This window comes from Glutamicibacter sp. NPDC087583 (genome assembly GCF_044743685.1).
Taxonomy (GTDB): Bacteria; Actinomycetota; Actinomycetes; order Actinomycetales; family Micrococcaceae; genus Glutamicibacter.
In genome coordinates this window covers 257,383-282,358 of sequence record NZ_JBIUWY010000004.1, presented here as the reverse complement: position 1 = coordinate 282,358, position 24,976 = coordinate 257,383, and the positions used below count along the sequence as shown (strand labels likewise).

At 61.6% G+C, this 24,976-nt stretch carries 21 protein-coding genes; 13 read left to right on the top strand and 8 right to left on the bottom strand.

What is annotated here, in order from left to right; translation table 11 throughout:
* Positions 1-54: 54 nt before the first annotated feature.
* Genes ACIOU9_RS12780 through ACIOU9_RS12770 form a run of 3 tightly spaced genes read right to left on the bottom strand, consistent with a single transcriptional unit; the run spans position 55 to position 4,139 of the window.
* Entirely contained in the window at positions 55-1,200 is a 1,146-nt protein-coding gene (locus ACIOU9_RS12780; protein WP_105656459.1) for a flavin reductase, read from the bottom strand.
* The gene (locus ACIOU9_RS12775; RefSeq protein WP_402697128.1) at positions 1,197-2,627 is read right to left on the bottom strand and encodes an MmgE/PrpD family protein; all 1,431 of its coding nucleotides are present in this window, start codon (positions 2,625-2,627) and stop codon (positions 1,197-1,199) included. Before ACIOU9_RS12775 ends, ACIOU9_RS12780 begins: the two co-directional genes overlap by 4 nt.
* Before the next feature lie 15 nt (positions 2,628-2,642).
* A complete protein-coding gene (locus ACIOU9_RS12770) occupies positions 2,643-4,139 on the bottom strand; it encodes a 4-hydroxyphenylacetate 3-hydroxylase family protein (RefSeq protein WP_133833894.1) in 1,497 nt (498 codons plus the stop codon).
* A gap of 247 nt (positions 4,140-4,386) precedes the next feature.
* Between ACIOU9_RS12770 and ACIOU9_RS12765 the strand changes: the two genes are divergently transcribed.
* Both ACIOU9_RS12765 and ACIOU9_RS12760 read left to right on the top strand, forming a co-directional pair.
* Positions 4,387-5,757: an MFS transporter gene (locus tag ACIOU9_RS12765; RefSeq protein ID WP_286134662.1), complete on the top strand. Its 1,371-nt coding sequence runs from the start codon at positions 4,387-4,389 to the stop codon at positions 5,755-5,757.
* A 168-nt stretch (positions 5,758-5,925) separates the two neighbouring features.
* Entirely contained in the window at positions 5,926-7,254 is a 1,329-nt protein-coding gene (locus ACIOU9_RS12760) for an NtaA/DmoA family FMN-dependent monooxygenase (protein ID WP_105662287.1), read from the top strand.
* 3 nt (positions 7,255-7,257) lie between these two features.
* On the opposite strand, the gene ACIOU9_RS12755 is transcribed toward ACIOU9_RS12760, so the two are convergent.
* A complete protein-coding gene (locus ACIOU9_RS12755) occupies positions 7,258-8,196 on the bottom strand; it encodes a LysR substrate-binding domain-containing protein (protein WP_181149069.1) in 939 nt (312 codons plus the stop codon).
* A gap of 99 nt (positions 8,197-8,295) precedes the next feature.
* Here ACIOU9_RS12755 and ACIOU9_RS12750 point away from each other — a divergent pair, with 99 nt between their 5' ends.
* Together ACIOU9_RS12750 and ACIOU9_RS12745 are read left to right on the top strand one after the other, a co-directional pair.
* The gene (locus ACIOU9_RS12750) at positions 8,296-9,855 is read left to right on the top strand and encodes an FAD-binding oxidoreductase (RefSeq protein WP_105662285.1); all 1,560 of its coding nucleotides are present in this window, start codon (positions 8,296-8,298) and stop codon (positions 9,853-9,855) included.
* A 291-nt stretch (positions 9,856-10,146) separates the two neighbouring features.
* A complete protein-coding gene (locus tag ACIOU9_RS12745) occupies positions 10,147-10,410 on the top strand; it encodes a hypothetical protein (protein ID WP_105662284.1) in 264 nt (87 codons plus the stop codon).
* Between the two features lie 52 nt (positions 10,411-10,462).
* On the opposite strand, the gene ACIOU9_RS12740 is transcribed toward ACIOU9_RS12745, so the two are convergent.
* Positions 10,463-10,738: an SDR family oxidoreductase gene (locus ACIOU9_RS12740; RefSeq protein WP_208294246.1), complete on the bottom strand. Its 276-nt coding sequence runs from the start codon at positions 10,736-10,738 to the stop codon at positions 10,463-10,465.
* A gap of 280 nt (positions 10,739-11,018) precedes the next feature.
* Entirely contained in the window at positions 11,019-11,729 is a 711-nt protein-coding gene (locus ACIOU9_RS12735) for a GntR family transcriptional regulator (RefSeq protein WP_166650759.1), read from the bottom strand.
* Between the two features lie 136 nt (positions 11,730-11,865).
* Between ACIOU9_RS12735 and ACIOU9_RS12730 the strand changes: the two genes are divergently transcribed.
* From ACIOU9_RS12730 to ACIOU9_RS12705, 6 genes are all read left to right on the top strand, one after another.
* On the top strand, positions 11,866-13,848 hold the full coding sequence (locus ACIOU9_RS12730) for a flavin-containing monooxygenase (protein ID WP_402697124.1): 1,983 nt from the start codon (positions 11,866-11,868) through the stop codon (positions 13,846-13,848).
* Positions 13,849-13,850: 2 nt separating this feature from the next.
* Entirely contained in the window at positions 13,851-15,221 is a 1,371-nt protein-coding gene (locus tag ACIOU9_RS12725) for a carboxylesterase family protein (protein WP_133833889.1), read from the top strand.
* A 147-nt stretch (positions 15,222-15,368) separates the two neighbouring features.
* Positions 15,369-16,253: a VOC family protein gene (locus ACIOU9_RS12720; protein WP_105656469.1), complete on the top strand. Its 885-nt coding sequence runs from the start codon at positions 15,369-15,371 to the stop codon at positions 16,251-16,253.
* A 20-nt stretch (positions 16,254-16,273) separates the two neighbouring features.
* Entirely contained in the window at positions 16,274-17,164 is an 891-nt protein-coding gene (locus ACIOU9_RS12715; RefSeq protein WP_105656470.1) for a fumarylacetoacetate hydrolase family protein, read from the top strand.
* Positions 17,165-17,214: 50 nt separating this feature from the next.
* Positions 17,215-18,843 (top strand): FAD-dependent monooxygenase, encoded by a 1,629-nt coding sequence (locus tag ACIOU9_RS12710; RefSeq protein ID WP_133833887.1) that lies wholly within the window; start codon positions 17,215-17,217, stop codon positions 18,841-18,843.
* Complete coding sequence (locus tag ACIOU9_RS12705) at positions 18,836-19,507, top strand: GntR family transcriptional regulator (protein ID WP_133833886.1); 672 nt, start codon at positions 18,836-18,838, stop codon at positions 19,505-19,507. Before ACIOU9_RS12710 ends, ACIOU9_RS12705 begins: the two co-directional genes overlap by 8 nt.
* Positions 19,508-19,510: 3 nt before the next feature.
* Here the strand turns inward: ACIOU9_RS12705 and ACIOU9_RS12700 are convergent, their stop codons facing one another.
* Both ACIOU9_RS12700 and ACIOU9_RS12695 read right to left on the bottom strand, forming a co-directional pair.
* Positions 19,511-20,674: a glycerate kinase gene (locus ACIOU9_RS12700; protein ID WP_166650758.1), complete on the bottom strand. Its 1,164-nt coding sequence runs from the start codon at positions 20,672-20,674 to the stop codon at positions 19,511-19,513.
* Between the two features lie 259 nt (positions 20,675-20,933).
* A complete protein-coding gene (locus ACIOU9_RS12695) occupies positions 20,934-21,371 on the bottom strand; it encodes a MarR family winged helix-turn-helix transcriptional regulator (protein ID WP_105656474.1) in 438 nt (145 codons plus the stop codon).
* A 67-nt stretch (positions 21,372-21,438) separates the two neighbouring features.
* Here ACIOU9_RS12695 and ACIOU9_RS12690 point away from each other — a divergent pair, with 67 nt between their 5' ends.
* The 3 genes from ACIOU9_RS12690 (at position 21,439) to ACIOU9_RS12680 (ending at position 24,784) form a co-directional block, all read left to right on the top strand.
* Entirely contained in the window at positions 21,439-22,857 is a 1,419-nt protein-coding gene (locus ACIOU9_RS12690) for an MFS transporter (RefSeq protein WP_402697120.1), read from the top strand.
* 1,034 nt (positions 22,858-23,891) lie between these two features.
* Positions 23,892-24,338 (top strand): hypothetical protein, encoded by a 447-nt coding sequence (locus ACIOU9_RS12685; protein ID WP_332486452.1) that lies wholly within the window; start codon positions 23,892-23,894, stop codon positions 24,336-24,338.
* A complete protein-coding gene (locus ACIOU9_RS12680; RefSeq protein ID WP_332486450.1) occupies positions 24,326-24,784 on the top strand; it encodes a hypothetical protein in 459 nt (152 codons plus the stop codon). Before ACIOU9_RS12685 ends, ACIOU9_RS12680 begins: the two co-directional genes overlap by 13 nt.
* Positions 24,785-24,976 lie beyond the last annotated feature (192 nt).

Sequence of the window (24,976 nt, the reverse complement as noted above, 5' to 3'; positions counted from 1 at the left end):
GCAGGCTGGATCTTCCAACCTGCCGCCTTTCCACAGTGGCTATCGCCTCAATGCCTAAACCTGGCCGCCATGGCGGGCCACTGCTTCACGAGCCAGCGCCTTGCCGAACTCGGTGTGCGCGGCAAGCGCTGCCTGGGCCGCTGGCGCGTCACCGGCAGCCAGCGCTTCAGTCAATTCGGCAACGTGGCGGTGGTCCAGCTGGCGCGACCACTGCTCTGCGGTCAGCGCTTGGCGCCAGACGGTGCCAATTCCCAAACGGCGGAAGGAATCCACCAGCTGGCTGGAGCCGGCAACGCCAACCAGAGCATCGTGGTAGGCGACATTCAGGGCCAAGAACTCTTCCAGGTCGGATTCCGAAGTCTCACGCAGGTCAGCCAGCTTCGCGGTGATCTCGCGCAGGCTGGAAATGGTCTCTTCGGAAATCTTGCCCAGGTGCGAGGCGATCACCCCGGACTCGATGGTGGCGCGCGAGTCGTAGGCCGAATCGGTCAATTCTGCGGTAATCGGCTTTGGCTGGTATTTTCCGGTTTCGGTGCGGAAGACCAGGTGCTCGCTTTCCAGCTTCACCAGCGCGTTGGCTACATGATCAGCGTCGGCCCGGGAAGCCGCGGCGATGGCATCCACGTCGAGGTCTTCGCCCAGTGGACTGGTGCGCAGCAGCACCCAGGTGCGGGTGGCCTGGTAGGCAGCCAACTCCTTGGTGGGCTCGAGGCGGCCCATGGTTCCGCGGTAGTAGGCCAGCGGTTCGCGGTCATGGGCTTCAGCGTGGCTGACCAGTCCCAGGAAGACGGTGTGGGTACCGCCGGTCGGGGTTTCGGCCACATGGCATACGATCGTGGCCAATGCGCCGTCAATCAGCGGGATGCCCTCCGCGGAGAGGGTATGCGGCACGGTGGCGAACTTGTCCTCGCCCTTGCGGCCGAAGTGGAAGGCCAGCGCGCCCTGGTCCTCGGCCAGGATGTTGATGCCGAAGACGCCTGCTTCAACTACCCGGTCATGGGTGGAGCTGGAGCGGTTCAGGCAAGCGAGCATCATTGGCGGTTCCATCGACAGGGAGGACACTGCCGAAGCGGTGGTGCCGTAGAGCTGGCCGTCCACGGCCGTGGTGATCACCGTGACGCCGGAGGCGAAGTGGCCGACGACGTTGCGGAAGGTGTTCATGTCTACTGGGGTGACCGATTCAAGGTTGGTGATGCTCATGGGAGTTGCTCCTGGTAATTCGGGGTGAAGTTTCTAGCGGGGTCCAGCGCCGCCATCAGATCAGTCAGATCCGGTGCGCTGGCGAGGTGTTCGAGCTGGTGCTGCAACGCGTCCTTGCGTGCTGCCAGTTCTGGATGCGAGAACTCGAGATTCTTCGAGAACTTCTCAACTACCTGGTCATGCTCCAGGGGTGTGCGCAAGATGTTTCCGTCCGGGTGCTCCACGCGCACGTGGCGCACCTCGCCGCTGCGCAGCCGTGCAGTGATCTCCGCCGTCAGCCGCTGGCTGTTGGGCAGGGTGCCGGCTAGCTCGATGCGCCCGAGCATCTGCGCCAGCTCCGGGTCCGCCAGCGCGCTGGCGGTCAGGTGCTCGGGGCGAACCGTTCCGCGGATCAAGGCGATCGCCGCGGTGGCGTGCACCGAGAACAGGGCTGCCACGGTGCGGGTGTCCCCCGCCTCGAAGCGCGCCCCGACGAATCCGTTCAGGGTCCGCTCGCTCAGGTGGACGGTGAGGCATACGATGTCCTTGTAGCCCACCGTGCCGTCGGCCACCAGTTCCGCGCAGGCCTGCAGCGAAGGCTGCGCGGCCCGGCAACTGGCAAAGGGCTTGATCGTGCAGTCCCCATGGAAGCTCACGCCAAGATCCGCCACCGCCAGTTCCGGCTGCGCGTCGATGCCGAACAGCTGGAAGTAGCCGTGCTTGCCGGTCAGCGGATCATCCGCCGCCTTCATGCCGGCTTTGGCCAGCTGCGCGGCGGAAATTCCGGAGCGGGCTGCGAAGGCCATGGGCAGCTTGAAGCCGTTGGCCCCATCGAAGATCGCCGCCACATTGCCCGAAGCCTGGTTGACCGCAATGCCGATGGCATGGCGTGCCTGCGCCTTGTCCAGGCCCAGCATCCGGCTGGCGATTCCAGCGGCGGCCAGGGCATTCAAGGTGCCGGTATTATCCTGCCCCGAGTACACGTCGAAGCCGCCGGCGATGGCCAGGCGGGCTGCCAGGTCATCGCCCAGCGCCAGCGCGGCCAGTGCTTCTTCTCCGGTGGCGCCGGTGGCTTCGGCCAGGGCCAGCACGACGGCCACGGTGGTTCCGGAGATGTGGGCGGCGACCTGCTTGCCGGCCGGGCCTTCGGCTTCCACCGGCTCGAAGTCGAAGGAGCGGATCAGGGCCGCGTTGACGAAGGCCGCGGAGGTGGCCGGAAGCTTGATTCCGGTACCCAGCACGGTTGCTTCATCGCCGTGGCCCCAGGCCTGCGCCGCTTCGATGAGTCCGGCAATGTCGTCGGCGCGGTGCCCTGCCAGCCCAACGCCCACCGAATCCAGCAGGCGCTGGTTCACGCGCTGGATCGTGGCCGTCGGCAGCTGGCCGTACTGGGTTTCCAGCAGGTGCTCGAGCAGCGCGTCGAGCACATCGGGCGTCGGGTTAGCCATGATTTTCCTGCTTCCCTAGGCGCGCGTTGCCGCGGCGTCCAGGTCCAGTGCGGCCTGCTCGGCGATCACCGGGCTGATGCCCACCTCGGCGAACATCGCCTCGAAGGCACCGGTCTCGCCCTTCATCTGTGCCTTGCGGTGATCCAGCCCGCGGGCACGGCTGACCGACCCCAGGTAGAAGCGCTCGTACAGTTCGATGCGGCTGCCCAGGGCGGATCCGGCGAAGTCCCAAGCGGTGCGGAAGATCTTGGCGCGTTCCTCCGGCGCGATGCCGTTGGCTCCCGGCAGGTACTTCTTGAGCAGTGGGCCCAGGCGCGGGTCCTCGAAGGAGGCCGCGGTCGGGGTGGCCAGCAGGTTGTGGCTGCCCATGGACTTGATGATGTCGTTCACGCGGGCCATCCAGATGGGCATCATGGTGCGCAGCGCGGAGATGTCGTCGTGGCAGAAGAACGCCCCGCCGCCCCATTCGGACGCGTTGACCTCGGCCGAGTGGATCACGGCGCGGGCGATGCGCAGGTAGGAATAGATCTCGCCGAGCATCGATGCGGTGTCCGGCTTGTTGTCGGTGGCGGTGACCTTGGCCATCTGCACGCACAGGTCGTAGGCGAACTCCAGCTTCACCGAGGCGCGGATGGCGGTCTGCTGCTGGGTGTTGCCGGTGGCGGTGCCGGCGTTCAGGGAATTGTAGACATCGAGCTGGCCGTCGATGAACACGCGATCCCAAGGGACCAGCACGTCGTCGAAGATGATGACCGCATCCTGCTCGTCGAAGCGCGAGGAGAACGGCTTGTCCACTACCGGCTGGTCCACGCCGTAGTGGTCGCGGCAGACCGAGACCACGCCGCTGGTGGCGACCGGGATCGCGAAGGACAGCGCGTATTCCTCGTAGCCCTTCTGGATGGGCACCGCCGGGTAGACATAGAGCTCGTCGGCGATCGGGCCCAGGGTGGCGAGCATCTTCGCGCCGCGCACGATCAGGCCTTCAGCGGTGCGGTCCACCACGCGCAAGGTCAGCTCTTCATTGATGCCCTGCAGTTCGCCGACCGACTTGTCGATGGCCGCGTGCACGATGGTGTGGGTCAGCGCCAGGTCGTTTTCCTGCACATGGCGCCAGTAGTTCTCCAGGCGCTCGTAGTAGACCGGGTCGCCGGATTTGGCGAAGATGTCCGGGCGCGAGGCGTGGCCGGCGAGCACCACGTTGACGTAGTCGGGGGTGCGTCCGAGCATGCCATTGGAGTAGCGGGCCAGGCGGTCGAACGCGCGGTGGCGGCGGGCGATGTCTTCTGCGTTCTTGGGACGCAGCAGGGAGACGTTGTGCTGTTCGCCGGTCTGTTCGTCGTTCATCAGGCAGTCATCGGCGTACTTGTGCTGGTAGTCGAAGTAGGCGGCCATGCCGTTGATCGAGCCGGCAAATGCCGGGTGCTCGGTGACGTCAATGCGCTGATCGCCCAGCCAGACCTCGCGGGAATCCTTGAGCCCTGCCAGGTACTGCTCTCCAGTGCGTGCACTCATCTTCGCTGCTCCTTATCGGGCGTCCCGCTGAGCGGGTTCAAAAATATATTCTGTGCATCAGTTTATATAACTTATGTGACCCAGATCAAGCTCTGAGTCGAAGAATTTTTTCAAACCCGCAGGATCACGCGGTTTTCAAGGGCTAAAGAAAATATTATCTGTCTTAAAATGCGTAAAAAGTGGACAAGGTTAGTGAAATGGGCCACTATGGCTTAAGTCACATCAGCGATCAGGAAGGGTTCTCGTCGTGTCCGACTCGCAACAGAACCAGCCAGTGCCGGCAATGGAGCCAAGCGACTCCCTCAACACCAAGGATTTGCGCCGCATTCTCGGATCCAGCTTCTTGGGCAGCGTCATCGAGTACTACGACTTCATCTTGTACGCCACTGCGGCGTCGCTGATTTTCGACAAGGTCTTCTTCGGCAACCTGAGCCCGGGCTTGGCACTCTTCGCCTCCTTCGGCACCTTGGCCGTCGGGTACATTGCCCGCCCGCTGGGCGGCATCGTCTTCGGCCACTTCGGCGACCGCCTTGGCCGCAAGAAGATGCTGGTGCTTTCCATGATGATGATGGGCGTAGCCACCGTTGCCATTGGCCTATTGCCGACTACCGCAACCATTGGCGCAGCTGCCCCGGTCATCCTGGTCTTGCTCCGCGTGGTCCAGGGAGTCGCAGTTGGCGGCGAATGGGGCGGCGCCACCCTGATGGCCTTGGAACATGCACCCGCTTCCAAGCGCGGTTTCGCAGCTTCCTTCGCTAACGCCGGCGCACCGGCCGGTGGCTTGCTGGCCACCTTCCTGGTTTCCTTCATCTCCTTCTCCACCGGTGATGCGTTCCTGGAATGGGGCTGGCGCATTCCGTTCATCTTCTCGGCAGTCCTGATCATCATCGGCATGGTGATCCGCCTGAAGGTCGCAGAAACTCCGGTCTTCCAGGAGCTGGATGCCAAGGCCGCCGAGCGCAAGCAGGAGCGCAAGACTCCTATCTCGCTGGTGCTGAAGAACCATTCGCGCACCGTCATCATCACCCTGATCGCTTCCCTTGGCTTCTACACCTGCCAGGGCGTGCTGACTTCGTGGGGCGTTTCCGAAGCCGCGGCCCAGGGCGTGGACCGCTCCTTTGTGCTGAACACCAAGGGCTACGCGGCCATGGTCACCATCGTGGTCTGCCTGCTGGCCGCCAAGCTCTCGGACAAGTACGGCCGGAAGATGATCCTGACCATCGGCGGCACCGCCGGCATCCTCTGGGCCTTCCCGGCAGTCTTCCTGATGAGCAACGGCACCGGCTGGGGCTTCGCAGTTGCAGTCATCGTCGGCAACGGCGTCATCCAGGGCATCCTGGCCGGACCGATCGGCGCCTACATCTCCGAGCTGTTCCCAGCTGATGTCCGCTACACCGGCGCTTCGCTGGCCTACCAGGGCTCCTCGACCCTTGGGGCCGGCTTCACCCCGATGATCTGCACCGCGCTGGCCGTCAGCTTCGGCATCACCGCCGTAGGCATCTTCTGGGTGGCAATCCTTATCGTCGGGCTGGTCGCCATCCGCATCAGCCCGGAAGGCGCCGCCCTGCCTCCCAAGGCAGCCGCGTCAGCGCCGTCCAACGCAAAGCTGAACGCCTGAACCCCGGCACTGGTCCGCGTATCAGTTGATACGCGGACCAGCTTTTAACACCTAACATCAATTTTTCTGAACCCTATGGCGCAAAAGTTCTCCATTTACGACTTTAGAGACTCTTGAAACCATGGACTCAGTGCTTCCCGTCACATCCGCAGGAAAGGATGAGTTTCAATGACTCCCAAGAACCCCCAGCACATGGTGCTCACGACCTTCATGCTCCCCGCTGGTTACCACAAGGACTCGTGGCGCATGGACGGCTCGCGCTCCGAGGAGCTGGCCAACCTGGAATTCGTCTACGACCTGACCAAGATGGCTGAAGACGCCAAGCTGGACGCCATCTTCTTCGGCGACATCGTCCATGCCAACACCGTGATGCGCGGCGATATCAAGATGAACGGCTTCTACGAGCCGATCTCGGTACTTTCCGCACTGGCAGCACGCACCAAGAACATTGGCCTGATCGGAACCGTTTCCACTTCCTTCTCGGAGCCTTACAACCTGGCCCGCCAGATGGCCGGCCTGGACCACATGTCAGGTGGCCGCGCCGGGTGGAACATCGTGACCAGCTCCGATGGTTTCCAGAACTTCGGCATGGACTGCGCGCCGGATCCGGCCACCCGCTACCGCCGCGCTACCGAGTTCGTCGAGGTAGCCAACCAGTTGTGGGATTCGTGGGAAGACGACGCCGTCACCAACGACAAGGAGTCGGCATGGTACGTGGACACCGACAAGATCCACCCGATCAACCATGAGGGCGAATTCTTCAAGGTGCAGGGCCCGATCAACATGCCGCGCAGCCCGCAAGGCCGCCCGGTGCTGGTGCAGGCCGGCTCCTCGGGACCAGGCATGGAACTGGGCTCCTCGGTGGCCGATGGCATCTACACCGCGCAGCCGCTGAAGGAACCATCGGTGGAGTTTTACGCCAAGTTCAAGGCGATGGCGGCTGCCAAGGGCCGCAACCCCAACGACATCAAGATCATCCCGGGCATCCTGCCGATCCTCGGCGACACCCAGGCCGAAGCAGATGAGCTGGCCGAGGAACTGGCCAACCACATCCACCTGGAAAACGGCCGCGTGCAGGTGGGTGCCGATCTGAAGATGGATCTGTCCTCGCTGGACTTCAACGAGAAGATTCCCGCCGAGTGGTTCTCCGATGACCCGGCCCTGGGTTCGCGCTACCAGATCTACCGCCGCAAGTCGGTGGACCAGGGCATGACCCTGCGCGAGCTGATCGTTGACCTGGCCCGCTCCACCGGACACCAGTGGATGGCCGGCACCGCCTCGGCAGTGGCAGACCGCATGATCGACTGGTTCGATTCCAAGGCCTGCGACGGCTTCAACCTGAACGCCCCGTTCAACCCAGGCGGCTTCAAGCTCATCTGCGACAAGCTGATCCCTGAATTGCAGAATCGCGGCTACTTCCGCACCGAATACGAGGGCACCACCCTGCGGGATAACTTCGGATTGTCCTACCCGTCCTCGATCCGCACGCGCGTCTAGCCGCTAGCTGCGCCGGCCCGCATTCTCGAAGAGTTCCGCGGCGACTTCCACCCAGGCTTGGGCACGGGAGTTCAGCCGCGAACTGCGGGGCCAAGCCACCGAAACCGGAACCACTGCGATATTTTCGTCATCGAGTTTCAGCGGCTTGAGCACCACGTTCAGCTCTTCGTAGGGTGCTTCCAGGGCCGGCTGCTGGAACAGCACAGCCACCCCGCGGCCGGTACTGACCAGCGAGCGCACGGTCGCATAGGAACGCGAGCGGTGCCGGATCATCGGTTCCAGCCCGCTGCCCTGGTACAGGCCGAGGATGCGCTGGGTGATCGGCTCGGATTCGAAGAGGACCAACGGCTCCTTCGCGATTTCACGCAATGACACCGAGGGGCTGGCGGCCAGCGGATGCCCGGAAGGCAGCAGTATCTGGGCCTCGGCCATCGCCACGGTGGCCGAACGCAAGGCTGGTGAGATCTCCGATCCGTAGAGGAAGGCGACATCGATGGAACCATCGAGCAGCGCATGCTGCATTTCCTGGTGGAACCCCTCCAGGAAATCGACCTCCACCTTCGGGCATTGCTGGGCAAAGGCACTGAGCATAGGCGGAATGATGATCGGGCCCAGGGGCATGAAGCAGCCAACGGTTAACGGGCCGGCAAGCTCTTCGCGGGTTCCCTGGCCCATGGTTTCCAGATCATGGGCCCGCTCCAGCAGTTCCCGGGCCTGGAGCAGCACGGTCTTGCCGGTCGCGGTCAACGTCAGCCCCTTGGCCCGGCGCTTGATCGCCAGCTCGGCACCGACGATGCGTTCGAGTTCCGCGATGGACATGGAAATTGCCGAAGGCGCCAGATGCAGCCGGCGGGCAGCTTCGGCCATGGTTCCAGCCTCGGCCGCGACAACGAAGTGCCAAAGCTGGCGCAAGGTCAGTTGCGGGTGGGACACAAGATTCATGTCATCAAGCATATTGATGACGGCACGAAACAAAGCAAGTTTTTTAGATTAAGACAGTGGGGCCGCGGCGTTCGCCGATGGCCAGTGGAAGGGTGAATCATGGATCGTCGTGAAGAATTTCTTGAGGCAGCCAAGGAAATCGTTGGCGCAGAAAACGTTGTTTCCTTGGGAGATTCCGAGGGCTACTTGGATCCCTACCCGCTGAACCCGGGCCGTACCCCTTGGCCCGGCATCCGCCCGGCCAGCACCGAGGAAGTGCAGGCCATCGTCAAGCTGGCCACCGAGCACGAGGTACCGTTGTGGACCTTCTCCTGCGGCAAGAACCTGGGCTATGGCGGCCCCGAACCACGCGATACCGGGATGGTGGCGCTGGATTTGAGCCGCATGAACCGCATCATCGCGGTCGATGACCGGCTGTGCTACGCCGTGGTGGAGCCCGGCGTCACCTTCTTCGATCTCTTCGAATACATCAAGGAACGCGGCCTGAAGGTCTGGATGTCGGTTCCGGCCTTGGGCTGGGGCTCGGTCATGGGCAATATGCTCGACCGCGGCTACGGCATGACCCCGCTGGGCGACCACGTGAAGTCCTTGTGCGGCATGGAAGTGGTCATGCCCGACGGCGATCTGGTCCGCACCGGCATGGGCGCGATGGACGGCACCGAGCTGGGCCCGATCTTCCAGGGCGGCTTCGGCCCGACCTTGGACGGACTGTTCACCCAGTCCAACTACGGCGTGGTTACCCAGGTCGGACTGTGGCTGATGCCGGCACCGCACACCTACGTCAATGGCGATATTTTCGTCGACGACGAGGCGCACCTGCCGCAACTGATCGACATCCTCACCACCTTGCGCCGCGAGGAAATCATCCAGAACAATGCCCTCTGCGGCAATGTGGTGCGCGCGGCAACCATGCGCGGATCGCGCGCCGACTTCTGGGATGGCGAAGGTTCCATTCCCGACTGGCGCCTGGAAGAAATGCGCCAGGAATTCGGCATTGGCCAGTGGAACTGCAAGTTCGCCTTCTACGGCGACCGCGAACTGTGCGAACGCCGCCTGCAAATCGTCAAGGACAGGATCAGCGTGATCCCCGGTGCCCGCGTTGACGCCCGGTTCTACTCGGGAGAAGAAGGCTTGGCCTTGCAGCATGAGGACATCGCCGCCCAGGACCGCACCCAGATGGCCGGCGTCCCGACCTTGAAGCCGCTGTCCACCGTGGGCTGGGCCGCTGAAAACGGCGGACACATCGACGCGGCGCCGATCATCCCGGCCCGCGGCGAACTCGTGGCCGAGTTCTACCAGGAAGCCAAGAAGCTCTACGCGAAGCACGGCTTCGACCTGTACATCGGGTACCACCTGTACCCCCGGCATATGGTTCACGTGACCATGATCTTCTTCGAGCGCGGCAACCAGGAGATGCTCGCCCGTGCGCGCGCCCTGTACTCCGAGCTGCTCGATGCGGCCCGCGCCCGCGGCTACGCACCGTACCGCAGCCACGTGGACTACATGGACCGCATTGCCGACGGCTTCGACTTCAACGACAACGCAGCACGCCGCCTGCAGGAGAAGATCAAGGATGCACTGGATCCGGCGGGGATCCTGGCCCCTGGCAAACAGGGCGTCTGGCCTGCGCGCTTCCGCGATCAGCGCTCCAGCGTCTAGCCCCAAGCCCGTTCCTTGAGCCACGCATGATCCCCTCACCGCAATAGGCAGTGGGGGGGATTTTCATATGGCTCTTCCCCGGAATTAGCATCGGCAGAGAATTGGGCATACGCCCCCGCCAGCTCGGAAGATGCTAGGAAAGTACAGCACATTACATTTTTTACATGCGTTGATTTAATGAACCATTGATATAAAGTGGAGAAGATCGGGCACAACGCGCAATCGTGATCACACTGGTATTGAGCATATGCAAACCGACGAATCCCGCATGAGCGCCAGAGGAGCAGTTAAGTGAAAGACTTCTTCCAGTCCCTGTCCAAGCGTGCATTTGCGATCCTCATCGCTATCGTGGTTCTGATTCTGATCGCAGTGCCAACAGCTCTGATGTCAGGACTTCTGAGCAGTATCTTTGATTCACCGGCAGAAGGCATCCGAGTATTTTTCATCATGGTCGGCGCTGGCGCAGTTCTCCTTGTATGCGAGCTATTCATCGAAGATGCACGCGAACGCCGCCAACTGAAAAAGCGGGCTCTGGCATCGGGCAAAAAGAAATAATCTCCTGCTGGCACTAGTTTCGTTCCCGCCAGCATCCGCATCCACGCCGCTGCTAGAGACCGCGCGCAAAACCACCGTCAACGCGAACGTTCTGTCCGGTCATGTAGCTTGACTCGTCGCTGGCCAAGAAGCGCACGGCCTTGGCAATCTCGGTGGCGCTGGCAGCACGGCGCAATGGAATCTTCTGGACCCATGCTTCAGGGACCGCGCTCGGGTCTTCCTTGGTGAAGCCGGGAAGCACGTTATTCATGCGTATGCCCTTGGGCCCGTATTCATCGGTGTACACCGGCGAGGGCCAGGCACTCCAGGCTATCAATTCCTTGCGCAATCAGTTCCTTGAACGAAAGCATTCACGCTACTGAACTCCCATTCTGGCTTCTTAAGCTGGGTCACTGCGAAAAGCGGCGACCCAGCTCTTGCCTTGATAGCGCCGCAAAACAGGCTTGCCGGCCATCCGCGTTGCCAAAACACTGCCGGGATAGAGCCCGGATGCGTGCAGCATCATGATGGAAACTGCGCTTGCGCCGGCTCCGGAACCAGTCGGAAATGTTCCCGCTGCAGCAATCCGGGTCAGGGTCTGGGCGTGGGAATGCCCACGAAGGTTCTGGCTACTTGAGCAGCTTCACGTGCGGCAAGCAGGCTAGCCCGACCTCGCCACCGTTTTTCACCGCACTGAGCGTGGTTTCGTAGTGCGCGCGCAATAGCTGGCCAGCCAGTTCCGCATTGCGGTCCAGGGCGGCGTTGAGGATATCGCGATGCTCCTTGTCCAGGTCCCGCTTGGCGTCACGGGTGGCCGGGCCGGCCCAGCGTCCATAGAGCTGGATCAGGTCAGACAGGGTGCGAGTCACCTCGGTCAGCAGCGGAACACCACAGGCCTCAACGAGCTTGTCATGGAAGTTCTGATGCGCGTGATTCCATGCCGGGGTGTGGTTATCCGGGTCTTCGTCCGAACGGCGCGGCGTGCGCTCCAGGGTGTGGTGCGCTGCCATCAGCTCGCTCTCCCACTCCAATGGCGCACGTTCGAAGCCCAGCGAAATTGCCAGCTGCTCGTTGACGCAGCGCATCTCCACGATGTCGCTCAAGTCGGCCAACGACAGTTCCGGGACAAAGAAGCCCTTGTTGGGGCGAAGGGTGACGAGCTTGTCCCCCACCAGCCGGGTCAACGCTTCGCGAATGACCGTACTGGAGGTTTCGTAATGCTCAGAAAGATGCGTGAGCTGCAGCCGGGCACCTGGTTCCCAGCGCCCATCCAGGATATCGGTGCGCAGGGTGTCGCGGATGTGCTTTGACATCGTCTCTGAATCGGTGCGTTTCGCCATGACATAAATCATACCAAAGTCGGCAAAGAATACATTTTTAGTTGACTTATGCATAACCAAGAGGTGACACTGGTTACATCACGCGCCTGCCAGACCCTGTCGCGCACGGCCCGAAAAGACTTGCTAGGAGTAACCAATGAGCGAATCACTGATCGAGACCGCCGCCACCAAACAGGTAGATGACCTGTACTGGCGCGCAAACTACTCTGCTATCACCGAAAGCGACGAGCAGCTGCGCAAGATCGTTGCAAGCACCGACCTGCCGCCACTGATGGTGGCCCTGGCCGCGGCAACCGGCGATTACTCGATCCTTCGTGATGAGCTGCGTCCACCGCAGCCGCCGGTTGACACCGTGGGCCAGCCGCACGGTGGCATGGACGCCGCAGCTCAGGAAGCGGCCCGCGAATTGGCCTTCCAAGCACTGCGCCGGATCCGCGATGAAAAAATCACCTCGGTGGAGACCCTGGACGACGAGCAGGCCACCACGATCCTGGACTGGATCACCAACCAGGCCACCACCGATTACCACCAGATGCTCAAGCACGACATGGCATTGGTTCCCGAAGTGAGCGGCGCACCGGCCTTCACCAAGGAACAGGTTGCTCCCACCCGCGACTTCACCGTGGCAGTCATCGGCTCGGGCGTGGCCGGCATGGCCGCCGCTTACCGGCTGAAGCAGGCCGGCCTGGACTACACCGTCTTCGAGAAGGGCCACGAAGTCGGCGGTACCTGGTGGAAGAACACCTACCCGGGCGTGCGCCTCGATACCCCCAACTACGCCTATTCATTTTCCTTCGCGCAGCGCGATGACTGGCCCCAGCAGTTCTCCGAAGGCCCCGAGATCCACAAATACACCCGCGACGTCGCGGAACGCGGCGGCATCACGCAGAACATCCAGATGGGCACCGAGGTGCTTTCGGCTACCTGGGATGAAGAAGACGGACGCTGGGTGCTGTCCATGATCGTGGACGGCGGCGAAGTCCAGGAACGCCGCTTCAATGCCGTCCTGACCGCCGTCGGCCAGCTGGACCGCCCGAAGTTCCCCGATACCCCGGGCCACGACACGTTCGCCGGCATCCACGTGCACTCGGCCGAATGGAAGCCGGGCATCGATTTGAAGGGCAAGAAGGTTGCCGTCATCGGCACCGGCGCCAGCGCCTACCAGATCGTCCCAGCCATCGTGGACGAGGTCGAAGAGCTCAAGATCTTCCAGCGCTCCTCCCCTTGGATGCTGCCTACCCCGTTCTACTACGAGGACATGCCCGAATCGGTGACCTGGCTGGTCGAGCACCTGCCGCAGTACGGCCAGTGGCTGCGCTTCTGGCAGCACTGGCTGGGCGTCGAGGGCCGCCAGCACACCACCGCCGCGGATCCTAACTGGACCAAGGAAGGTTCAGTGTCCGCGGTCAACGAGCGCGTGCGCCAGCAGCTGACCGAGATGCTCAAGGAGCAGTACGCCGATCGCCCGGACCTGCTGGCCAAGGTCATCCCGGACTACATCGTGGGCGGCAAGCGCATGCTGCGCGATAACGGCGTGTGGGCCAAGAGCCTGAAGAAGCCGCAGACCACCCTGGTCACCTCGGGCATGAGCGAAATGACCGAGACCGGGATCATCGATGGCGACGGCACCCTGCACGAGCTGGACGTCATCATCTACGCCACCGGCTTCCAGGCTTCCGAATTCCTCGAGCCGCTGCGCATCACCGGCCGCGAGGGCAAGGACATCCACGAATACTGGGGCGGCAACGCCACCGCCTATGCCGGGGCCACAGTGCCCGGCTTCCCGAACCTGTTCATCGTTTCCGGACCGAATACCGGGCATGTGGTCAACGGCTCGCTGTTCTCGATGATCGAGTACGGCCTGACCTACATCCTGGACGCACTGAACATCGTGCTCGACAAGGACATCAAGGCACTGGACCTGAAGCAGGAGGTGCTCGATGCGTTCGTGGCGGATCTCGATGCCGCCAACGCGCAGAAGGCCTGGGGCCACCCCGAGGTGCACACCTGGTACAAGAACAAGTTCGGCCGCGTCTCGCAGATCTGGCCTTACCCGATCGTCGAGTACTGGAACATCACCCGCGCGGTCGACCGGTCGCAGTACACGGAAATCCGCTAGGCATGGGGGTTTACAGCTACGCGCAGCGCAGCGCCGGGCGCTTCGGCAAGCTCAGTGAAGCCACCGGACTCACCGCAGCGCAGCCGGCAATTTTCCCTCAGGCCCCAGGTTCCCTGGATTGGTTGCTAGGTCCTGCACTCCAGGAACTGCCCCAGTCCGAGGATGCTTTCCAGGTTGCAGTCTTTGCTCCGCAGGATGCCAAGGACCTTCCGGTGATGGTTTTCCTTCCCGGCGGCGGCTTCGTTTCCGGCGCCGGCACCGTGCGCTGGTACGACGCGCAGGACTTTGCGGAGAAGCAGAACTGCGTGGTGGCCGTGGTCAACTACCGCATCGGATTGCTGGCCCACAACCAGCAGGTGGGCGGCGGGAATACGCCGCCCGAAGAACTGCTCTTGGCGCTCGAATGGGTACAGCGCAATATTGCTGAACTCGGTGGCAACCCGCAAGAAGTCACCCTGGCAGGCCAGTCCGCGGGTGCCTTCTGGGCCTTCGTATTGGCCCAGCTTGAGGCAGCCCGTGGACTGTTCAACAGGCTCTACGTTGGTTCGCTGTCCTTCCAGCCGCCGATGGGTGAAACCCAGGCACAGGAACGCAATGCGGTGATGGCCCAAGCGCTTAATGGCACCGCCTTGGCCGAGGCCAGCTCCGAGCAGCTCTTGGCTGCCGGCACAGCACTGGCCCAGGCTTGGGCCGGGCGCGGCTTGGGCCTCTACCCGAGTGCCGATGAGTCCGTTCCGGCGGATCTTTTTGATACCGCGCGGGCAGTCGAACGCCTGCATGTGAAGCAGCTATTGCTCTCCTACACCGCCGATGAGGCAAGTGCCTTCATTGGCATGGCCCCCGAGCAGGCATTCACCCTCGATAGTGTGCGCGGGTTTATTGCAGGGAACTTCAATGAACCGCAAGAAGTCTTCGACGCACTGATTGCCGCAGAACCGCAAGCAACGGCCAAGTCACTCATGGTTAGGGCGATGAGCCTGCACCAGATTCAACTCTTTGCCGTGGAATTGGCCGATGCGGCAGCCGCTGCCGGCATCCAGGTGCAGCTCCTGGGCTTCGAAGTTCGCTCCCCGTTGCCTCACGCTGGTTCGGCCCACTGCTTAGAGCTGCCGTTCCTCTTTGGCAACCGTGAGCGCTGGCAGGATGCCCCGATGCTCGATGGCGTGGCCGATGAGCTCTTCGAGCAAACGGCGAAGGTTCTGGGTGATGCCCTAGGGTCATTTATCTGCCTGGGAACCGCAGCTACCAGCGTTAATAGCGCTCTTGCGGTGCACCAGACGGGTGCTCAATCGCTGACAGCACTGGATGAAACAGGCCTGATCAAGCGAGAAATTCAGCGTCCGTTCAGCACCAGGCGACCGGTTTTGGCCTAGTCTTTGCGCGCCTATTCTTGCGGACCAGCAGGTCTGCTCGGGCAGGCGCGCGAGTCTTTTTCCGAAAACACTAGACAATCTAACTTAATGCAAATAATCTAATTATTTAGATCACAATATTTTTATCGGCTACAGAAGGGATCCACCATGGCTTGGGGATTAATCAGGGAAATGGGCCACGTGTCCATCCAGACCAATGACATCGAAGGATCCATCTTCGACGCCACGCAGCTGCTCGGCCTGCGCGTCACCGAACGCACCGGCAACGAGGCCTACCTCGCAGCGAACTCAGTGCACCACGAGCTGACCTACGTCGAGTCCGAAGTCAACGGCATCCACTCCCTGGGCCTGATCGCGCAGAACGGCGACGCGCTGCGCGAGATCCGCAAGCGCGTAGCCAACGAGAACTTCAGAATCGTCTCCGAAACCCCGGTCTCCGCCGGCGTTCAGGACGGCTTCTCGTTCATCGGCCCCGAAGGCTGGATCTTCGAGGTCTACACCGGCATGCAGCACAACGACCGCGGCCTGCTTTCCTTCGGCCCGGACCGCTACGGCCACATCAACTTCCACCCGCGCGACGTGCGCGGCATGATGGAATTTTTGCGCCGGATCTTCGACTTCCGCCTCTCGGATGTCATCGGGGATGACTTCGCCTACTTCATGCGCTGCAACCCGGATCACCACGGCATCGCGCTGATCAAGGGCCAGGGCACCTTCCACCACCACGCCTGGCAGGTCCAGTCGATCGGCGACCTCGCCAAGCTCGGCGACCGCCTGGGCGCGGCCGGCCGCGAACTGATCTGGGGCCCGGTCCGCCACGGCGCCGGCCACAATATCGCCGCCTACTACGTGGAAACCTCCGGCGCGGTCGTGGAGCTCTACACCGATTTGGAGCAGATCTACGACGATGAGCGCGATCCCATTGTCTGGGGCGAAGACGAGAACTGGTGGAACATGTGGTCCAACCGCCGCACCGAGGACTTCCGCACCTTCGGCATTCCCACTGTCACCGAACTGAAAACTTTCATCTAGAACACCCGAAAGGCACCACCATGCAGTACGTATCCTTCAAGGCAGCTGACGGCACCGAAACCTGGGGCGTGTCCATCGACGGCACCGTCTACGATCTGGGCCCCACCGGCAAGAACCTGGCCGCCAATACCCGCGACGCGATCGAAAAGGGCATCTTCGGCACCCAGCTGGACCTGTCCGGCGCGCCAACCATTGCCGAGGCCGAGATCGACTTCCTGCCCTCGGTGACCAACCCGGGCAAGATCATCTGCATCGGCGTGAACTACCTGGCCCACCAGGAAGAGTCGGGCAAGACCGGGCAGACCGCACCGACCGTCTTCACCCGCTTCGCCGACTCGCAGATGGGCCACCTGGCTCCTGCGGTCAAGCCGACTTCCACCACCAAGTTCGACTACGAGGGCGAAATGGCCCTGGTCATCTCCAAGGAAGCCTTCCACGTGGAGAAGGAAGACGCCTGGGACCACATCGCCGGCTACGCCTGCTACAACGACTTCTCGGTGCGCGACTGGCAGAAGGCCGCCAGCCAGTGGATCCCGGGCAAGAACTTCCCGGGCACCGGCGGCTTCGGACCGTACCTGGTTCCTGCAGCCGATCTGGGCGACATCACCACCGCCGTACTGGAAACCCGCGTAAACGGCGAAGTGCGCCAGAACGCCCCGGTATCCAACCTGGTCTTCGACATCCCGACCCTGATCAACTACGTCACCGGCTTCACCCAGCTGAACCCGGGCGACGTGATCGTCACCGGCACCCCGGGCGGAGTGGGCCTGTTCTACGGTCCAGAGGGCCTGATCAACCACGGCGACGTCGTCGAGGTCGAGATCACCGGCCTGGGCATCCTGCGCAACACCGTGGCCGACGAGGCTACGCTGCTGGCTGGCGCACAGGCCACCGCCGGCGCCACCGCCTGACGCGCAGCCGCGCACTGTTAATACACGAAGCACAAAGGAAGTAGCGGGCAGTGGCACAGTCTCATGAAATCGACGTCCTGGTCATCGGCTCGGGTCCCACCGGCCTGACCGCCGCCAACCTGCTGGCAGATACCGGCCTGCAGGTTGCATTGATCGAAAAGAACCCGGGCAGTGGCGATGAGCCACGTGCCATCAGCGCCACCGATGAAACCCTGCGCGTCATGGCGCACCTGGGAATCATGGATGAGCTGGGACCGCAGATGCTCATGGACACCGGTGCCCGCTACTTCGGCCTGGGCGGCAAGGTCATTGCCGACGTTCGCCCCGGCAAACCCCGCCTAGGTCAGCCCGGCAAGAGCCAGTTCGACCAGCCAATCATGGAAGGCCTGCTCTACGAGGCCGCCACACTGCGCCAGAACCTGGGCCTGCACTACGCCACCGCGGCCACCAGGATCGAACAGCATGCCGACCACGTGATCGTGCACGCCACCCGCACCGGCGAAGCCACCACCGGATTCAACGGCTCCAAGGCAGCAGACACCGGGCAGAACCCCTACGCAGTAGCAGAAGGCGAAGAAACCGCCCTCGAGTTCAAAGCCAAATGGGTACTTGCCTGCGACGGCGGTCGCTCCTTCACCCGACGCGAACTGGGCATCGGCCTGCAGGGTTCCACCCAAACCGAACGCTGGATCGTGGTGGATCTGCTGGATGTGCCGGGCAACCCCGAACCTTTCGCGTCCTTCCACTGCAACGGGCAGCGCCCGGCCGTAGTGGTCCCCGGGGTCGGTGGCCGCCGCCGCTATGAATTCATGCTCTTCGATCACGAAGATGGCGACGCGATGATCACCCCCGAATCCATCACCGCCCTGGTCGCACCATTCCAGGACACCAACGTGGTCTCCGTACGCCGCGCCGCGGTCTACACCGCACACCAGCGCATCGCCGACACCTACCGCAAGGGACGCATCCTGTTGGCCGGCGACGCCGCGCACCTGATGCCGCCCTTCGCAGGGCAGGGGCTGAACGCCGGCATCCGCGACGCCGTGGGTGCTGCTTGGCGCCTGGCCGCGGTCATCAAGGGTGAAGCAAGCGAAGTGCTCATCGATGACTACGAAACCGAGCGTCGCCCGCATGCCGAGGAAATGGTCAAGCTTTCCAAGCGCATCGGCTGGGTAGTGATGAACACCAACCCCGTGATCACCCGCGTGCGCGATGCCGTGGTCACCAGCACCCGCATCATCCCACCGCTGAACCGCTGGCTAACCGGCATGCGCTTCCTCAAGCAGCCTCACTACACCACCGGCACCGTCGCCGCACCGGTTTCCGGGGTTCCGCACCTGGCCCAGAACTTTGCCGGTCGCATGCTTCCGCAGCCAAACCTTGAGGTCAATGGCGCCACTGTGATGCTCGACGAGCTGCTGTCGGCCGGCTGGAACACCATTGAGGTGGCTGCCGGATCCCAGCTGGTCTTCACCAATCAGGACGGCGATAGCGTGAGGGCCAAGGACATCAACCGGGTCTTCGATACCGCCACCGGTACCGTACTGCTGGTGCGTCCAGACTACTATGTAGCAGGCATTGCACCAGCACGCGAGGTCGACCAGCTTCTGGAGGCGCTCAGCGCCAAGGCCACCGTGCTGCGCACCTTCGGTGCCGCCAAGCAAGGAACTCGTGGCTAAGCCAGCAGAAGCTGCCCTATCCGGCATCCGCGAAGCCATCCTCGATGGCGCATGGATGCCCGGCGAGCGCCTGGCTCCCCCGCATCTGGCCCAGCGTTTTTCCACCAGCACCACCGTTATCCGCGAATCCCTCACCCGGCTTTCCGGTGAGGGTTTGGTGGCGGCGATCCCCAACCGCGGATTTTTCGTACCGGAGCTGAACCTGCAGCAGTTGCAGGATCAGACCGAGCTGCGCTGTGTCACCGAGGAATTGGCGGTCAATCTGGCCATCACCCGCGGGGATCTGGAGTGGGAGTCCGCGCTGATTGCCACGCATTACAGGCTGTCCAAGGCACCGCGCCGGCAACAAGATAACCCGGAGCAGTTCACCCCTGAATGGGGTAAGGCGCACCGCGATTTCCATCAGCTGCTGCTGGCTCCATGCGCCTGCCCGCCGATCCTTGAGCTGTCGGCCAACCTGGCCAATTCCACCTTGCTCTACCGGCGTTGGGCGGCCGCTTCGCAGGGTGCCACGCACCGAAATGTTGAGGCCGAGCATGAGGCCATACTGCAGGCGGCACTTGATCGGGATGCACCTGCCTTGGCTGCGCGCTTGCGAACCCACTATGAGGCTTCGGCCAAGATTATTCTGAATGCCGGCCTGCTCAAGCTTGATATTTTCTAGCGTCTAGCGCAGGAAGGTTCGGGCCACGCTGAAAGCTGTGCGCTCGGCTAGTTCCATGGTGTCTGCTGAAAGTTCTGCCAGCGTGGCCGGGCCTGGCGCAATCGAGTACGCGGCCAGGATTCCCGAGGCCTCCAACTGCTCATCGGACAGCTGCACCGAACCGGCCACCACGATCACCTCGGCCTGTTCACCGGCAGCCTGCAACACCCCGGAGACTACCTTGCCGTCCAAGGATTGCGCATCCAGCCGGCCTTCACCGGTGATCACCAGGTCAGCGTCGGCCAGAATTTCATGGGCACCAAGTACCTTGGCCACCAAATCCCAGCCCGGCACCAGCTCCACCTCGAAGTAGGACCCTAGGCTCACCGCAATCCCGCCGGCAGCCCCCATGCCCGGCTGCTCACGCAGTGCCCGGCCGGTATCGGCTTCCAAGACATCGGCCAGTTGCGCCAACCCCTGATCCAGAACCTGGACATCATTTTCACTGGCGCCCTTTTGCGGCCCGAAGATCGCAGCCGCACCCTTGGCGCCCAGTAGCGGGTTGGTGACATCGCAGGCAATTTGCCAGTTAACCTGCCCGGCCCGGGCATCCAGCTGCGAAACGTCGATCCGCGACAACCGGTTCAGCGCCCCGCCCCCTGCGGGAAGCTGCTCCCCGTTGGCGTCCAAGAATTTTGCGCCCAGCGCGCTGAGCAAACCCGTTCCGCCATCGGTGGTTGCTGAACCGCCTAGGCACAGGATGATCCGGGTGACCCCTAGATCCAGCGCGTGAGATACCAGTGTGCCCAACCCATAGGTAGTGGCATCCAGTGGTTGCCGTGGCACGTCGCTCACCTGAGGCAACCCGGCTGCTTCGGCCGCTTCCACCACCGCGATTTTCCCGTCGGCCGAAAGCCCCAGCCGGGAGGTGACCGGGCGCCCCAAGGCGTCGGTGGTCTCCAGTGCGATCGCCTCGGTCCCCCAGGTGTCGATCAGCGCTTCAAGGGTTCCCTCGCCGCCGTCGGCGAAGGGCACCGCGGTAATCTCGACTGCCCGCGACCGGCTAGCCGCACCCTTGCTGAAGCCTCGTGCCAAGGCCGCAGCTACCCCGCTGGCGCGGGCACTTCCCTTGAAGGAGTCGGGCACAATGGCCACCTTGCAGGGCATCGAATGCTGGGTTGAAGTCATACCCATCAGCCTAGGCACTCTTGAGACCTGCACCTATGGTCTTTTGACTGTAGTTCGAGCGAAGTTCGGGGCCTGCTTATGTGCATTTGTCTGGCTCGCAGAAGCTTTTCACGTGCATCGCTAATAGCTAGCTCTGCCAAAGGAATGGCACAGAAAGCGGCATTAGAGTTTAAAACACCTCTTGAAGGTGCGAGTGATGATCGTAAGGATTCCCGTCGGATATTGCCCGGCGGGAATCTTTCTTTAACCAAGTTCGTGATTAGTCCCGCTGGGAGTCGCGGTACTCCTCGATGGAAGCGTTGAAGCGCTGCAGGTAGCCGGCGAACTGCTCAACGTCCTCAGCCTCCCACTCATTCAGGATTCGATCCAGGGCATGGAGGGTTACCTCGCGGGCATGCTCCAGCTTCGCCAACCCCAGGTCGGTCAGCGTGATCTTACGCGCAATATGGCCATCGGGATCTGCGATGCGTTCTAGGTAGCCATCGTCGATTCCATGGGTTACCTGGCGTTGCAGGGTGGAGTTGTCCAGCCTCAGCCCGTGGCTTAGTTCCGCGATACTCAGCGGACCCTGGGCCTGAATGCGACTCATCAGCAGGTACACGCTGCGATCGACACCACCGAACTGGCGCTGCTGCGCGATGGTGTAGCGGCTGAGCATGAGCTGCTCGTATTCGATCTGTTCCAGATGGCGCTTCATTCCGAACTTCTCCAATGTGTAAAATACATACAGTATGTAGCTTACACATTTATCCCGGAAGGCTCTTGTGCCCAACCCCACCCCCACCGGACATCCAAAATCCGGACTCGCCGTCGGCATCCTCGCCACGGCAGGCATCGCCTCATCGCTCACCCAGACGATGGTTGCCCCACTGATCCCCCAGCTGCCTGAAATCTTCAGCACCTCACCGGATAACACCGCATGGATCATCACCGCGACCCTGCTGGCAGCTGCCGTAGTGATGCCGATTTCCGGTCGTCTCGGTGATATGTTCGGCAAACGCCGAATGATCCTGATCCTGGCCATCCCGCTGATCCTCGGCGGAATCATCTGTGCCCTGGCACCGAATGTCACCGTCATGATCATCGGCCGGGCCTTGCAAGGCTTTGGTTCAGGCATGATCCCTCTGGGTATCGCAATGTTGCGCGACCTCGTGGATAAGGCGCATCTGCCGGCAGCCATCGCCACGGTTTCAGCCACCCTGGGTGTGGGCGGTGCGATCGGTCTGCCGCTCTCCGCAGCGCTGATCGAGTTCTCTTCCTGGCGCGTGCTGTTCTTCTTCGGTTCGGCGATTACCGTTGTGGTGGCCGCACTGATCTTGAAGTTCATTCCGGCAATTCCAACCATCGGCGCGAAAACCCGCTTCGATTGGCTTGGTGCCATCGGCCTGGCCATCGGCTTGATCGCCCTGATGCTAGGCGTTTCCAAGGGCTCCACCTGGGGCTGGGCTTCCCCGCTGGTACTGTGCCTGCTGATCGGCGCGGTCATCGTCTTCCTGCTGTGGGGAGTATGGGAGCTACGCACCAGTGCACCGCTGGTTGACCTGCGCACCGCCGCAATACCCCGGGTGCTGTTGACCAATATCGCCTCGATCTTCGTGGGCTTCGGCATGTATTCCAGCTCGCTGGTGATGCCGCAGATCCTGCAGATGCCTACCGAGGCAGGCTACGGACTGGGGCAGGGCGTACTGGCCGCCGGCCTCTGGATGGCTCCAGCCGGCCTGATGATGCTCTTCCTCTCCCCTGTGGGCGGACGGCTGACCAGCGCCAAGGGCCCAAAGTTCACCCTGGTGCTGGGTATTTTCATCATGTCCGCTGGCTACGCGGTAGGCCAGATTGGCATGGGCAGCCTCTGGGGCCTGCTGATCACCAGCCTGGTCATCAACTCTGGCGTCGCCCTGGCCTACGGCGCAATGCCAGCCATCATCATAGGCGCAGTGCCACGCAGCGAAACCGGTGCCGCCAACGGCTTCAACACCCTGATGCGTTCGCTGGGTACCACCTCGGGTGCGGCAGTGATTGGCCTGGTTTTGGCCCAGATGACCACCGACTTCCACGGCACGGTGCTGCCCTCCGAGGCCGGGTTCCACATGACCCTGTGGCTCGGTGCCGGGATCTCGTTGCTGGCGGGGTTGATCGCCCTGTGCATCCCGGCACTGGCCAAGCCCGCCCCAGAGAAGATCTAGTTCATCTCCAGGGATCCATGGCCTACGCGCAGTGCATGCTTACCGCATCCACAGAATGCCAACTTAGAGTAGTAAGTACCTCATGAAGGTGCGAGTGATGACGTAGAAACTGGCACTGTCGGTCTTGCGACAGTGCCAGTTTCTGTATCCAGAACCTTTTTGCTCGTGTCCAGCAGTCCGCCGGCCCTGCGGCCCGCCCTCATGGAGTTGAAGCAATTCCCCAAACCTGCAGTTGGCGCTCAGCGCCGGCATAGCTTTGCACCCTACAGTGGTAAATACCTCATGAAGGTGCGAGTGATGATCGAGTAACCCCGGCAAAGCAATTCGCCGGGGTTACGATTTTAACCGGCCGGCGGATAGTCGGGTAGTTGGGTGCCCACTTTAAGTGAGTTGCCCTACAGAGCTACTCGCCCTTTATTGAACAGATTGGATCAACGACCCGCCCTCTGGCCTCAATAGCGCCTTGCCCTTGTTCCACCTCGGAGGCACTACTTACCATGACGATACCCCACGTTCGGCAAACACTTGTTCCGGTCGATCGCAGCTCGCTCACCTGCAACTTTTGGCTCCGCTCACACACGCTTTCATGGATGGACATATCGAAAAGGGTATACATTTTGGCATTGAAAGTCGTTCGTGAATCTAACCCCGATTCGCCCCCCGGGGCTATCATGTCCTGAATTTCTCAATACTTTTATCCGCGGTCCTCGGCAACAGCCTGGTCCGTCCACAAGTCTTACGATCTAGGTGCCATCTGCGACCTGATTTAGTGACCCCGATGTGAATCGGTCGGCTGAGGGGCTAAGTCGAGCCTGTCCTATATGCATTAACGTCGGGCTTAAAAACATCCGGAGTGACTGAATTGTGACTATTAATTTCGCTTGACTCCTATATCGCAGCTCCGGCTGACGGTTATGGGCTCCTTGTAAGCAGAACCTTATGTCTAACCATCGAGAAATACGAAGGCGCGGCCCAAGACCTCTGCAGAATCCAACTACATTGAAGCGGCATCACCTGCCGAAGCAGTAGCCAAAATGAACATGATGGATGAACTGCGTCAAGCGGGATTCAACGTGGGGACCATGGCAAAGGTTAACTATGGGCCTTGCAAGATCGTGGCCGAAGGTTTTCACACCAGAAAATCCGGGAAGTACGAGACGGGTGGCTTCAAATCCACTACCTATTGCACCAAGAAAGTCACTGCGATCCACCATTCTTCCCAGGCACGTTTTAAGCGGCTTGCGTGGTGGGTCAAGGGTGGTCGCGCGATTGGCCAGCCAGCCCAAAAGATAAAAGCTGGTAAACATAATGGCACCTACTACCCGACTGTCTTCCAGCAGACAAATCACGCGCTGACATGTAAATCTGCAAAAACGACCACTTGGTCAGGTCGCACCCTCGGAACAATTGTCTACAATGGCAAGACTTACTATGCTGATGCTTATGCTCCTGTGCAGAAGGGGGTTCGATGCCGCCTCTAAGCAATATCCTGACAAAAATCAAGAATCGTCTTAGATCGAAATATTCAGAGGAACTGATGGTTTTCGTTGCCTACGGTAAACAACCCAGCCCGTTTCCAGATCTAGAACACATAGAGCCAATAATTGCGATCGTGGCCAGTGAGCGTGAATGCTATGAGATTCAGGAAAAGTACCCAGAAACTCAAGTCAGCTGGGAAGCTCGGAAGGTCCAGAATACTGAAGGCACGGAACTGTCAGGGGGCGGCATTCTGTATCTCACGCATACTACTTTATTGCCGTACGACGAGGATGGCGATGGGAATCCAATCTTCGGAATCATGGAGTCCCCACAGCCTACAGGCCTATATTGCAGTCGGGACACCGCTGAGCAAGAAGCACCGGGTCAATATCTGCACAGAGTCAGCCTCGGTGAAATAAACCTTCGCGGTGTCGGCGAGCTTTTGTGATAAGCATCCAGTTCCTTACGCCAGTATGTGAAGTTGCCAAACGTGAAAAGGGGGCAAACCAGGCGTGGCTTCTCAGCGTGATGATGGCCGCACCAAAGGAGACAGGTTGACCCGTACCGAACATCGCTGAAATTTTCAGCATTGCTCATGCAACCGACTGTCAGACCAGCAGACGAGCCATCGAGCCTACAA

Coding starts and splice junctions, on each gene's coding strand:
- ACIOU9_RS12780 (WP_105656459.1), bottom strand. CDS start 1,200: ATGAGCATCACCAACCTTGAATCGGTCACCCCAGTAGACATGAACACC.
- ACIOU9_RS12775 (WP_402697128.1), bottom strand. CDS start 2,627: ATGGCTAACCCGACGCCCGATGTGCTCGACGCGCTGCTCGAGCACCTG.
- ACIOU9_RS12770 (WP_133833894.1), bottom strand. CDS start 4,139: ATGAGTGCACGCACTGGAGAGCAGTACCTGGCAGGGCTCAAGGATTCC.
- ACIOU9_RS12760 (WP_105662287.1), top strand. CDS start 5,926: ATGACTCCCAAGAACCCCCAGCACATGGTGCTCACGACCTTCATGCTC.
- ACIOU9_RS12755 (WP_181149069.1), bottom strand. CDS start 8,196: ATGAATCTTGTGTCCCACCCGCAACTGACCTTGCGCCAGCTTTGGCAC.
- ACIOU9_RS12750 (WP_105662285.1), top strand. CDS start 8,296: ATGGATCGTCGTGAAGAATTTCTTGAGGCAGCCAAGGAAATCGTTGGC.
- ACIOU9_RS12735 (WP_166650759.1), bottom strand. CDS start 11,729: ATGGCGAAACGCACCGATTCAGAGACGATGTCAAAGCACATCCGCGAC.
- ACIOU9_RS12730 (WP_402697124.1), top strand. CDS start 11,866: ATGAGCGAATCACTGATCGAGACCGCCGCCACCAAACAGGTAGATGAC.
- ACIOU9_RS12725 (WP_133833889.1), top strand. CDS start 13,851: ATGGGGGTTTACAGCTACGCGCAGCGCAGCGCCGGGCGCTTCGGCAAG.
- ACIOU9_RS12720 (WP_105656469.1), top strand. CDS start 15,369: ATGGCTTGGGGATTAATCAGGGAAATGGGCCACGTGTCCATCCAGACC.
- ACIOU9_RS12715 (WP_105656470.1), top strand. CDS start 16,274: ATGCAGTACGTATCCTTCAAGGCAGCTGACGGCACCGAAACCTGGGGC.
- ACIOU9_RS12700 (WP_166650758.1), bottom strand. CDS start 20,674: ATGACTTCAACCCAGCATTCGATGCCCTGCAAGGTGGCCATTGTGCCC.
- ACIOU9_RS12695 (WP_105656474.1), bottom strand. CDS start 21,371: ATGAAGCGCCATCTGGAACAGATCGAATACGAGCAGCTCATGCTCAGC.
- ACIOU9_RS12685 (WP_332486452.1), top strand. CDS start 23,892: ATGAACATGATGGATGAACTGCGTCAAGCGGGATTCAACGTGGGGACC.
- ACIOU9_RS12680 (WP_332486450.1), top strand. CDS start 24,326: ATGCCGCCTCTAAGCAATATCCTGACAAAAATCAAGAATCGTCTTAGA.